Raw genomic sequence first — 12,111 nt, forward strand, 5'->3', positions numbered from 1 at the left:
CTCACGCAGCATCAGGTGTCGTAGTCGACCGCGACGGTTGGGGTCATCGGATGCGATTGGCAGGTCAGTATGAAGCCCGCCTCGACCTCGGCGGTGTTGAGTGCGAAGTTCTGCTCCATCGATACTGCGCCTGTGGTGATCCTGGCTTTGCACGTGCCACAAGCGCCGCCGAGACAGGCATAGGGCGCGTCGATGTTGTTTTTCAGCGCGGATTCGAGGACCGTCTCACCGGCGGCGAGTTCCACGGTGTACTCGGCGTCGGACAGGGTGATGGTCAGTGCGGACTTGGGGAACTCGTTTACCTGTGTAGGTCGGTTCGTGCCGCGGAACAGTTCGAGGTGTGTCCGCTCGATCGACACTCCCGCCGCTGCCAGGTCGTCGCGCATGGTCGTGACGAGATCGCCTGGGCCGCAGAGATACCACTGGTCGATTGACGTGAGGTCGCGCTCAAGGAGCCGGTGAACCATCGCCAGGTCGATCCGGCCGCGAAGCGCGGCAGGGTGGTGGGCCTCCGCTGAGCGGATGTGGAAGATGCGTAAGCGATCTGCATATCGTGCCTCGAGCTCGTCGAGTTCGGTGGCGAACATGGTCGAGTCCTTGGCTCGATTGCCGTAGAAGAGAGTGAAGCGGCTCTCGGTCTCAATCTCCATGGTGGTGCGCATGATTGACAAGATCGGCGTGATACCGCTGCCGGCTGCGACCGCGACATGGTGGCGCCGAGCGAGTGGATCAAGCGGCGCACCGAAGCTGCCCGTGGGGGTCATCAGCTCCAAAACGTCACCGGCCCGTAGTGTTTCGACCGCGAATGTCGAGAATCGCCCACCGGCGATGCGCCTTACGCCGATCGCCAGTTCGCCCGATGTGGCCGAGGTGCAGATCGAGTAGTTTCGTCGCACCTCCTTTCCGCCTATGCGGTGTTTGACGGTCAGGTGTTGGCCTGCCTGGAATGCGAACTGATCGGTGAGGTGAGCGGGAACATCGAAACTGACTTTGACGCTGTCGTTGGTCAGGGGTTCGACGCTTCTGACAGGGATCGGGTATGAACCGGCATGGCGTGCTGCGGAGGAACGTGGCATCCGGACAGGCAGCAGCGCAGCCAGTTTGCCGTTGAGGCGTTTCCACTCGTGGTACTGCGTGGCGTCGAGCTGCTGACCGAAGACTGTACCGATTGCCGAGTCGCGCTCGAGGTACGCGGTCTCGTTGCGCCGCCAGGTCGCGACGTAGCGGTGGAAGGGGATCGAGGGGTGTAGGTGGTGGACCAAGTGGTAATTCTGGGACAGCAGTAGGGGAGTCAGGATCCACTCCGAGCCGACACGGTTACGGGTTGCGCGGTACCGGTTTTCGCGTTGGGTGTCTTCCAGGCCGTGGTGGGGAAGCCAGTCGAACCACCAAGCCAGCACGAACATCGCGATTCTCTCAGGAATCAGGTAGACCAGCGCGAGCGTCCACAGATGGCCGGCGAAGGCGGCCAACACGATCACCGACACCGAAAAGGCCATCAAGGCCACCGTCTCGAGAATCTCCGCGCGTGGGCGTCTGCTCACGTTCCGTACCAAGAAACTGATGTAGGGCACGTCCATGGCCGGAAAGCGGATCGGCAGCTGCCACCAGGGCGCGGCGCTGACGAAGTGATCGGGATCGGACGCACCGTCATTGGTGTTGCGGTGATGCTCGATATGGATGAACGAGAACGACTTGAACGAGATCAGCGGCGAGACGAAGAACATCGCGACGCGACCGAAGGCGACGTTGACCCAGCGGTGGGAGCTGATCGAATAATGCGAGGCGTCGTGTAGGACGGTGAACATGACGAAGATCGCCACGGCGCTCGCCGCAATGGTGGCGATCGCAGGCAAAACGTCGCTGATCGCCGCCCACGTCGATGCGCCGAAGAGCGCAAGCGCGAAGGTGAAGATGCCGAGTATCGGCCAGGACAGCGCGGGAACCTGCTCGCCCGGATCAGGCAACGCGTGCGGCGAGGGCGTCGGGGGCTGGGAGTGTTGAGCGGTGGTCAACATCGGAATCCTTCGCGCTGCGGGGATGAGATGCCTCGAAAACTACAAACCGCCGGCGTCGACCAACAAGGCCCTCGCAGCACTCTCCGGTGTGCCGTCAGCACATCCCGGCGCGCCCGCGATCCGGTGGTGACGCTATGGCTCGCGCAGTACCGAGGCCCCCAGCACGTCGCAGACGAGGAGTGCGGCATGCAGCTCGACGACGTCGACCGTGGCGGGCCGGCCCATGCGCTCCTCTGCGCGACGCACCCTTTGCAGGACCGTGTTCTTGTGGATTTCCAACGTGCGTGCCGCGGTCGTCAGGCTGCCTTGCGCGTCGAGGACGGCCAGGAGGGTCGCGCGCTCGTCACGCTCTTTCGCGTCGTCTCGTGCGAGATCGCCGAGCTGGGCGGCAACGAAGGCTCGTGCGGCGTCCAGGTCGCGCGAGATGGCGTCCACCAAGGCAATATCGCTGAATGCGGTGATCGTTGGTGCCGCGCGCCCAGATAGTTCGATGACCCGGCGAGCGCGTAAGGCCTCGAGGTGGGAGGTGCGGAATCCGGCGGCCCCCGGGTGGGCCGAGCCCACCGCGACGTGGACATTATCGCCTTCGTCCGCCAACTCTGTTGGCATGTCTGTCAGCGACGGACTCGGGTTTCCGGTGATCGATACCCATCCCCACACGGCAAGTGGGCCGTCGGCCATGACGACCGAATGTCGCGCGCCGAGAAATCGACCGACGCGCCTGGCGAACGCCTCTAGATCAACGCCGCGATCGTCGGCCCAGCACACGAAACCGATTTGCCGACCGGTGAGCGGGTGGCTGAGCACACGTTCGGCCCGAGCATGATCGACACGTTCCCCGGCGAGCAGTGCCCGCACCACGTCGGCTCGCTCGGCTCTGGCCTGGTTCTGGCGGCGGTCGAGTTCAGCGACGTACTCCGCGGCCACGAGACTCGAGATGCGGTCGATGTACCGAAACCCGAACCGCTCGAGTTCGACAAACGTCCTCAGTGCGACGGCCGGGTCCTCGATCCTCTCGGTCAGCAGGTCGAAGAGCTTCTCGGTGAAGTATTCGTGGCCCAACCGATAGAACCGCAGCATCACGTCGACGCTGTGGCCTCGTGACGCCATTGCTCGTGCGTGTTCGAGCGCCGTTACCGGTGCCTCGGCAGCCGCTGCGTCGATTCCATGACGAATCATCGAAAATACCGCTTCGAGATTCGACGAGCACGATCCAAGGGTCAGACCACGAAGCTCGGCGTCGCCGCCGATCTCCGGTACCCGCTCGACGATGTACCTGTGCATGTCCTCGGCCAGGCTCGACACATTCGTCAGCAGAGACGCAGCGATACGCCTTCCCACATCCGCGCTGTGGGTCGGCTCTGGCGCGTCCATACTGCACCCTAACGTCGACTGAACGTATCGCTATCGCTCTACGAGGGCGCCGATGGCCCACACGATTCCCGCTGCGGTGAATGCGCCGGCGGCGGCTATCAGCGGGTAGAACCACGTCGTCCCGTCAGCGCCGTAGGCGAGCCACATTCCCACGAGTTCGGCGGTAAGTCCGGATCCGGCTACGCCTGCCGTCACCCACCACAGGGCGCCGTCACGCACCAACGCATTCTCGTCAATAGCGCCGAGAACCAACCCTGCGCCCAGGGCGGCCGTTGCACCCACGACCAGTGGAGCGGTGAGTGCGAACAGCGTAACGGTCAGCGCATTGTCGCCCGCGTGCGCCGCCCCATAGATCACGGCACTTATGAGCGCCAAAACTATTGCGGCGGATCCTATTCGGGAGAGGCTGGGGCGCCGGGTCGGCATACGCCGCCATGGCGTTCTGAAATTGGCGTCGTAGGCCTTCGCGACACGGCTGGGGCTCGTCTGCAGAACGTATGACAGGACGCGGGGACGCCACATTCCGGGGACGTGCGCGCGGTACCTGACGACTCCGTCGGGGTCGATCAACTCAGCCGGGGCGTCCGGGGACGTGGTAGGCGCTTGACTCCAGCCTGTGGCCCAAACGGAGGGATATTCGATTGGGAATACGCCGGTTCGTTGGAATCGGGCCCCATCACCGATCAGGTAGTACAGCACGCGCTCCAAATCGTCCCCGTCTGCGACGTCGAACAGCCGAGTGACCCGTCCGTCCCGGTAGCGGTGGCCGACCGCCCACAAGCCGTTGGCAGAGGGAGTCGGCCAAACCAGCCAATTGGGGTGGTGCTCAGGGGCGACGATGAGAGTGCGGGCACGATCTTCGGGAACGATCACGTAGCCATGAGCCTGCGCCCATGCCGCGAATCGCGGAGAGAGTTCCACCGGTTTGGTGAACTTGGGCTTCTCGGCACCGCTGGGCCAAGCGCTGGAGCGAGCCGTCATCTGCTCGGTGAGTCGCGCCGCATCGTCAGGGTCGATCGGTGAGGGCTCGGGCCTCTGGCTCACGGCAAAGGCCTCCCCAGGTGCGCGGTTTCGAACTTTCAAACTACGTCATCGCTGGCCGATATCGCGGTTCAGCGGGTCCGGACGGCAAGCTGATCGAAACGGACATGAACGCCACCGGATGGTTCGCCCACGGGATGTACACGCAGCGTCAACAACGGCCCGGGTGTGTCGTCAACGATGACGACTTCAGTGGTGCCCTCCGGTAGGTCGGCGGGCCAACCAGCGTCGTTGGTCGGTGTGTTCGTCACCAGCTTCGCGGTCATCCCAGCGAGGCCGGTTTGATCGACTTGAAGCATCCGCCAGCGAGGTGCCTGGCGCATATCGTCACCCACGTGGCGGGGAACAATGTCGCTGAGCACTTGGAGGTGAACCACCGCATCAACTATCTCCACGCGATCCGACCGCAAAGCGCCCCCTAGCGCGGGCACCGGCACAAACCCGTACATCGAAGTGGGGCCGACTATGCCGTGCCGACCCACGATCTCATCGAACAAGGGCTGGCCGTCGTCACCAACGACATCGAGGCCGGCCCTGTCCGCACCCATCAGCGCCGCGTAGATCTGGTCGTCACGATCGTCACCCGTCGCCATCCTGTCGGACCGGTCAGTAGGCCACACCGAGCCTCGGTAGGGCGTAATCGTCAAGCTCATCCCGGTGCGCTGCCCCCACAACTGCATACGCCCAAAAGCGCTCCGGCAGACGGCCACCCAGCGATCGGTACCCATTTCCAATTCGAGACCGCGGGTCCACGCATCAACAGCGGGCTGCCACACGACGGGATCACACAACCACAACAGCCCGTTTCCGAATCCGGCGAAGCCGAACTCACGCCAGAACGTCAGCAGCAGATCAGGTACCACGTTCTGGAACTGGTCGAAGCGCTCCGGAGCGGGAGCCTGCGAACACATCGGGGCACCCCATGCCCTGACAAAATCCTCAGTATCGACGCTCACGTTTCGACCGCCTCTCACCAGTTACCAAGGGTTGCCCTTCCTCGGCGCGGGGGCTGTTCCAGGACGTACGCCCATCACATTGTCCCATAACCATGAAATCCATTGGGGCACAAGAAAATACGTCACAGTGACGAATCTGGGAACTGTCCGCGTTCACGGAAAGGGGAGAGGCGGAACTGCCGAAGGCAGTTCAATCTGCGGTATCGCGGCGGGTAACTCGACGTGTGGTAGGTCCGCCGGAAGCTGGGCTCGCGGAATCTCATTGGGCAGTTGCACGTTCGGGATGGCGCCCGGCAACGGCACCTGTGGAATATCGCTAGGCAACGGAACGGGCGGAACGTTGGATGGAACCGGCAGGAGCGTCACGGCATCATCTGACGCCGTCGGTCGCGTGGCATCGACACCGCACCCGGCGGCAACGACCGCCAACACGGGCACCAGGTACGCGAGCTGCGCAGCTCGCTGTTTCCGTCCAGTCGTCATCACCATCTGGCCAACCCCTTGAGATTCGCCAACGACGCTACACCCACACAACACCCGGAGCTGACGCTTGGCCCGCCGTAGCGTCAGAAAGCCGAAACCGACTGTGGAGCAACCGAATCGACCTACGGGCACCAATGCGTAAAACGTCACCGTGACGTAACTGCATCCTAGGCGGGTGGGTGCGCAGGGGCCTATAGCGGGAGTTGTCGCGGCCCGACCTGGCGGCGAAAAATGACGACGTCCACATCCCAGGTATCGACGCCTGTGCGGCGACCGAGTCTTGACAGGCCATTTGCGAGACGGATGACGATTGGGCACGAGAGGCTTCCCGGGAATGGCGCCGCGAGCAGCACGGCGAAAGAGATTGACCGTACGCCGCTTGGTCGCCATCACCACCAGGTTGGTTCTGTGCCGATAAGCTACATTATGTCAAGTGAACCACTGCATATTGCATCAGATGAATCAACGCCTGGTCGCTTGCCGGCCACTGTTGGATGACATCGTGATTGAGACTTGGACAACGGTGTTGGGACTCGATGCCATCTGACTGAGACTATCGGCACTCGAAACTCGGGGCGCTGCCCCTTTCGCCGTTTCGCTCTTCGCCATCTCGCGCCTGTCGAGACCCGACTACGCAGCCATAGGGGTTCTTGCAGACTGCTAGATCTTGTACTTGTCGCGGCGCTTCTGAAACGCGGTCTCGCCACCGTCCAGGATCTTGCAAGCATGCTCCCGCACCCCACACGACTCCAGAACATAATCGCTGTCGTTTTCAGGCGCGCTGTGTTCGAGTGAGCCCGACAAGTACGCGAACTCCTGCCCTTCGCGGTTTTGGCGGTCGTTCGCGTGGCGGTTGGCGATCACCACTTGCTCCGAGTCGGCACCTACTACCAGGTTCGCATCATGGCTAGCCATCAAGATCTGGCGGTCGCGTTTGCGCTCGACTAGGTAGGGCACGATGGTCTCGAAAATCGAACGACTGTCGAGGTCGTCTTCGGGTTGGTCGATCAGCAAAGGCCACGACTCTTCGGACTCGTTGAGGATCAGTGTAAGCGCGAAGAGTGCTTGCTTGCCGGGCGTCATGGAGGAACGCTCGAATCCTCCGATGCGATCGCCGTCTAGGGTCGCTATGAACCGCACTTCCGGTGTAACGCATAGTGCGTTCCGGGCCACCTGCAACAGGGTGTTGCCGGTTTTCACCTTCTGGCCGCCATCACGCAGACTAGCCAAAAACGCTGCCGGATCGGCAAGTACGGTGTCGATCTTTACGAGGTCCGACGACCTGTCGAAGTAGGCCGTGTTCTCTTGCCGGTTGAAGCCGGCCGAAACCGACTGCAACGCCTCGGCTGTCACCATCCGCTCGACTCCGAACGTCATGTCATCAAGCGGATATTCGGTTGACCGGAAGCGAGCGACAAACCCGTCGATGTACTCTACGAGTTTCTCCCGCTCTTCTTGGATGACAGCCACCTGCGTCAGCTGAGCCCCCAGTAAGGTCTGCAGTGCCTCCTGCTTGTCCGCAATGTCTGCTAGGAGGTCTTCTTGACGCTTATGAGAATTGATGACCTCTTCCAACTCAGAATTGGCTTGGTTGCGCATTATCAGGTCGACGTTGGCCTCGCGCAGCGCGCGCTCATCCTCTTCGAGCGCGTTCGCCTCCACATCTAGGGCCGACTGATATTCGATCACCGCACGGGTGATCGAATCATTCAGCGGCGCCGCGGCGTCTGCGCTCAGGCGGGTGAGTTCACCTGCGAGAGCATGCGGGAAGGCGTCTGCTAATGGTGTAAGCCGGATCTCGGCCGACACCCCTGTGGTCACATACTGGTCATCAACTCGCGCGAGGTAAGGCGCGATTGCGGCTGTTTCGAGACGGATGGCATCACGGCGCGACGAGTTGGCCGCAAGCCGATCCACAAGGTGTTGGTACGCATCGATGTCCTCGGCGGAAAGTGCCGAAGCTTCACGCAATTGAGCGATGCGCTGAGAAAGGTCGTCTCGAGTCGACGCGATGGCGGTCGGGTCGCCGAGACCGCGAAGCTCGGAGCGTGCATCACCAATTCGGTCAGCCAAGCGGAACCATTCGTCAACTGCGCCGGCGATGAGGGCTTGGCTCGACTCCACATCAGCATGCATGCGCTGGTGATCGATCTTCAGGCCGGGATCCATCCTGTAGAGGACCGGTTGGATCTTGTCGGTGATCTCCCCCGGGCGATCACTGACGGCGAACAGAGAGTTCTGAGGGATGTAGATGATCTTTCCCTCGGTGACCGCTGGATCAGCCCACTCGACAGTGCAGGTGATGTGCGAGACCTCCCCCCCTCGCGACCGCTTGCATCGGTCGTTGTGGTCTTCAGCTCGGACAGTAGTTTTCTGAGTGTCGCCGGCGTGACATCCGGCCGAAATAGCAAATGGATGTGGACGGTTGTACGGATCCAGCGCGACGCAGCCACCCAAGGAATTGACCTTCAGGCATAAAACCGCTGAATCGACGGCCCTGTCTCCTTTCTAGAGATTCAAGAGCGATCACATCTTGTCTCGCCGAAACGGGCGACGGCTACGGGTCGTCTCGTTGTGCGACAAGGACGGCGGCGGGTCCGCTGGTCTGATCGGCGGGGAGGCGAAGGTCGGCCACGAGTCGCAATCCTGCCTGTTGCACTAGGGCGATGAGTTGTTCTGGCTGCCATTGGTAGGTCGTCCACTGGACCGGCACCCCGTTGTAGGCCTCGGTGCGCTCGACATCGCTGTCACCGACGTGGGTAGCGATGATCAGCTGGCCGCCTGGGCGCAGAGCCGCGGCGAAAGAGGCCAGAACCGCCGGTAGGACGTTGCGTGGCAGGTTGAACAGCGACCACCAACCCAGCACTCCGCCCAGCGACCCCTCGGGGAGGTCGACGTCGGTCGCCGAACCAACGGTGAACGTGCACTGAGGATGTAGGCGTCGCGCGTGGTCGATCATGCGCGGTGAGAGATCGACTCCCGAAACGTTGATACCGCGCTCGGCGAGATAGGCCGTGACCGTTCCTGGCCCGCAGCCGACGTCGAGGACAGGGCCTATCGAGGCGACTGTGCTCGCAAATGCGTCTATGGCTGCTTTGAGCCACGGGTGGGTGCGGATGTCGCCGATACCTGTCGTTGTCACCATTTCGACGTAGTTGTCGGCCACGCGGTCGTACGAGTCGCGAACGGTGTCGAGATCGGCAGGTTGCGGAGGCGGTCGCAGATTCACGCACGTGACAATAGTGACACCCGCAGACAGTCGCCCTGTCTCGTATCTAGAGAAACGAGACACGCCTCCACGGCACCACTCCCGAGCGCATTCCTCCAGCTCGTGGTGTCTCATTTCTTGTCTCACACCGCGTGTCTCAGATCCTCGCCGTAGGTGGACAGTGAGACAGTGTCGGAGTGTCGGCGATCTTGGGCTACGCCCGCGTCAGCACCACCGGCCAGGATCACGATGCACAACTGGCGACGCTCACCGCAGCCGGCGTCGACCCCGATCGTGTTTTCACCGACAAACTCCCCGGATCAGCGCGCACCGAGCGGCCACGCCTGGCCGCCATGCTCGACTACGCCCGCGCCGGCGACACCGTGATCGTCGCCGCGATCGACCGACTCGGAAGCTCCGTCGCTGAGATCACCCGCACCATCGCGACTTTCGGCGAACGGCGAATCCTGCTGCGGGCCATACGCGAAGGCATAGATGCCGGCACACCCACCGGCCGCGCTGTCGCCGCCATGATAGCCACACTCGCCTTGCAAACGGTCGGACCTCTCACATTCCCGGATGACATGGTGTTCCACATCGATTTGCTGCCGTCGTCCACCGGCATCACGTCGGCTGACGCCATGGCAAATCACTTGACAGGGACGCCGCCACCCGTTCCGGCGACGCAGACACTCCGAACAAGTACATATGCGCATTTCACGGCCACTTATACCACTCCTGTTGCAACGTTCCCGGCATTAGGCAATGATCAGAACGAGCTACTCAGTTACCCAGTAACCGCATAGAGAACGCCACACGCAGAATGTTGCTACCGGCGCTTAGGGCCCACACAGAAGACAGCCGCAGCTAAGCAGTAGCGGTCATTGGCATGCCGATGATTTTACTCCCTAATGCAATCCCCCAGGCCGACAAGGAGATTCACCCAATGACCGAGAATGAGAGGCCAGTACCCGCCAAGCAGCGGTGGTGGCGCAGGAAGGGCGTGCGGGTCGCGATGGTCGTCATCGGCACTGCCTTGGTGATTCTCGCGAAGTTCAGTCTGGCCGAGAAACGTGAGGAGCAACGCGCTGCCTCAGAGGCCAAGCACGAGATCACTAGCTTCGCTGTTGGCGACTGCGTCACAATCGGTTCCGGCACGCCAGAGAAGGGCAACGACATTCAACGCGGCTCCTGCACGACCGATCCGAGCTACACGGTCGGCGTTGTCATGGAAACCGACCAACCCTGCCCCAATCAGAATTACATCGGCTACAAGTGGACCGTCGGCGACACGGACACGGTCGGACGGCTCTGCCTCGTCGAGAACCTCGCCGTGGGGCACTGCTATCACCCACAGCCGGGCACCGACCTTCTCGAACAACTCGACTGCTCCGTCAGCGACGACAAGACATATAAGGTCGTCCATCGCATCGACAGCGACAGCGCCGGACAGTGCCCAGCTGAAACCAATGCCTACAACTATCCAGCTCCGCCACGGACCTACTGCCTGGGTCCGGCCCAGTGAAGCGAGGCGAGGCGTGGTCGGCTACCGCGCCTCGCCCCACTTGTGCAGGAAGGGCGGGGCCGCCGTCCGCCACTCAGCTCACCGCCCGGTACCAGTCCATGACCGCTTCGGGGTCGTCGATGACCGCGTCGAGTGCGGGACCTACCGGTGTGAGCACGAATCCGAACCTACCGATCCTAGCCACCGCTCAAAATACAGAACTGCCACAACAATTGAGACCATCAACCGCAGTGCCGTCTCAGGTTTTCTGGCAGTCGCGAAGGTACTGCCTGCCAAGATATTTGAGAGCGGACAGGCCGGATCGGCGCTGGTTTCGCCGCTCAGCGGAAAGTGCAAGATCGCGTGCTACCAGGTGGTGCCATCAAGCCCGGGAATCACGCACCGCCCGTCGGCGGCCACGCGACCGATCACCATGCTGTCGTAGCCGGTGCAGGGCGAGTTGAGCGGCTCACAGCTATTGATGGACGTGATCACCTTGCCGGCGCCGCAGGGGGTCCCCGGAGCTGGCGGGTCGGCTGCGGCGATGGCACTACTGAAACTGAACGCAAGCATCGCTGCAGACGTTACGACGAGCGAGCGGGTCAAGTAGGACATGATCGGTACCCTTCCTGGGGACGGCCCCGACGTGCATTAATGCTACGCCCGAACCGAGCGAATGCAGCCGTGCTGGACCAGAGGTGGGGTTGACCGATCCGACGGTGCGCAAACTTTCCCTGTGAACTTGCTCCACTGAAGGTCTCTAGCGTTGCTCGCTTACCACCGACGACATCGAGGGAATCAGCTCGCTCTGCGGATGACGACTCCCCTCGGCGACCACCTGGCCAACCCGCGCGCCGTAGGCTCACGCCGTGCACAACGTGACCCTTGCCAGCGCCGCGTCAACGGCGACACTGACGGTGGGGCTGGCAGCCTATGCAGGGTTGATCCTCGCCGGCATCGCGGTGGCGATCTACGACGTACGCCGGCACCGGCGGGGCCGGGCGATCGCCGCCGCGGTGATGGTCGGGGTGCTGACCCTGGGCGGGCTGGTTATCGCGATCATCAGCAGTGTCGCCTGAACTATCGGTGGCGACTCGATCCGACCGCTAGCTCGGCGGCCTGACCACTCGAAGCAGCCTGCCTGGTCGGGGAACACCACCAGGGTGGACACTATGACGTGGCCCTTTCTGCAACAGTGTTCAAAGTCGAACTTGGCGTCTCCGATGTCGATCACGGTTACTACGCCGACCACACGCTGACGGTGGCCCGTCATCCCAGTGAGACCGATGAGCGGATGGTGGTGCGGTTGTTGGCGTTTGGGCTGCGCGCACACCGGCTCAACGACGTCGACGGTGAGTTGGCGTTCGGTGCGGGCCTGTCCACACCCGGCGTACCGGACTTGGGGCTTGCGGACTACACGGGCCGGATCCTGGAGTGGATCAACGTCGGCCAGCCCGATGAACGCGCCTTGGGCAAGGCAGCCAGCCAGGCGGACCAGGTGCTGCTGTTCCCGTTCGCCGCCGGCGT

11 protein-coding genes are annotated in these 12,111 nt (G+C 62.5%); 4 read left to right on the forward strand and 7 right to left on the reverse strand.

Annotated features, from left to right (window positions below; translation table 11 throughout):
- Positions 1-11: 11 nt before the first annotated feature.
- From H977_RS0110200 to H977_RS0110225, 6 genes are all read right to left on the reverse strand, one after another.
- Positions 12-2,018: a fatty acid desaturase gene (locus H977_RS0110200; RefSeq protein WP_036475544.1), complete on the reverse strand. Its 2,007-nt coding sequence runs from the start codon at positions 2,016-2,018 to the stop codon at positions 12-14.
- Positions 2,019-2,150: 132 nt separating this feature from the next.
- A complete protein-coding gene (locus H977_RS0110205) occupies positions 2,151-3,392 on the reverse strand; it encodes a PucR family transcriptional regulator (protein ID WP_029107774.1) in 1,242 nt (413 codons plus the stop codon).
- Between the two features lie 30 nt (positions 3,393-3,422).
- Positions 3,423-4,436 carry an Imm61 family immunity protein gene (locus H977_RS0110210; protein ID WP_029107775.1) on the reverse strand — a complete coding sequence of 338 codons (1,014 nt, stop codon included), beginning with the start codon at positions 4,434-4,436 and terminating at the stop codon, positions 3,423-3,425.
- A gap of 68 nt (positions 4,437-4,504) precedes the next feature.
- Entirely contained in the window at positions 4,505-5,389 is an 885-nt protein-coding gene (locus H977_RS0110215) for a DUF7161 family protein (protein ID WP_155946583.1), read from the reverse strand.
- 1,143 nt (positions 5,390-6,532) lie between these two features.
- Complete coding sequence (locus tag H977_RS0110220) at positions 6,533-8,329, reverse strand: hypothetical protein (RefSeq protein WP_029107777.1); 1,797 nt, start codon at positions 8,327-8,329, stop codon at positions 6,533-6,535.
- A gap of 100 nt (positions 8,330-8,429) precedes the next feature.
- Positions 8,430-9,101, reverse strand: coding sequence for a class I SAM-dependent methyltransferase (locus tag H977_RS0110225; protein ID WP_231395920.1), 672 nt, complete (start codon positions 9,099-9,101; stop codon positions 8,430-8,432).
- Between the two features lie 176 nt (positions 9,102-9,277).
- On the opposite strand from H977_RS0110225, the gene H977_RS36130 reads away from it, so the two are divergent.
- Both H977_RS36130 and H977_RS0110235 read left to right on the forward strand, forming a co-directional pair.
- Positions 9,278-9,886 carry a recombinase family protein gene (locus tag H977_RS36130; protein WP_155946584.1) on the forward strand — a complete coding sequence of 203 codons (609 nt, stop codon included), beginning with the start codon at positions 9,278-9,280 and terminating at the stop codon, positions 9,884-9,886.
- A 140-nt stretch (positions 9,887-10,026) separates the two neighbouring features.
- A complete protein-coding gene (locus H977_RS0110235; protein ID WP_036475547.1) occupies positions 10,027-10,605 on the forward strand; it encodes a hypothetical protein in 579 nt (192 codons plus the stop codon).
- Between the two features lie 345 nt (positions 10,606-10,950).
- Here H977_RS0110235 and H977_RS0110245 read toward each other — a convergent pair whose 3' ends face one another.
- Positions 10,951-11,199: a hypothetical protein gene (locus tag H977_RS0110245; RefSeq protein ID WP_036475549.1), complete on the reverse strand. Its 249-nt coding sequence runs from the start codon at positions 11,197-11,199 to the stop codon at positions 10,951-10,953.
- A gap of 254 nt (positions 11,200-11,453) precedes the next feature.
- Between H977_RS0110245 and H977_RS0110250 the strand changes: the two genes are divergently transcribed.
- Both H977_RS0110250 and H977_RS0110255 read left to right on the forward strand, forming a co-directional pair.
- The gene (locus H977_RS0110250) at positions 11,454-11,663 is read left to right on the forward strand and encodes a hypothetical protein (protein ID WP_029107781.1); all 210 of its coding nucleotides are present in this window, start codon (positions 11,454-11,456) and stop codon (positions 11,661-11,663) included.
- Between the two features lie 98 nt (positions 11,664-11,761).
- Positions 11,762-12,111, forward strand: a 350-nt coding sequence (locus H977_RS0110255; protein ID WP_036475657.1) for a YaeQ family protein, incomplete at its 3' end; no start/stop codon positions are given.

The organism is Mycobacterium sp. URHD0025 (assembly GCF_000426065.1).
Classification (GTDB): Bacteria; Actinomycetota; Actinomycetes; order Mycobacteriales; family Mycobacteriaceae; genus Mycobacterium.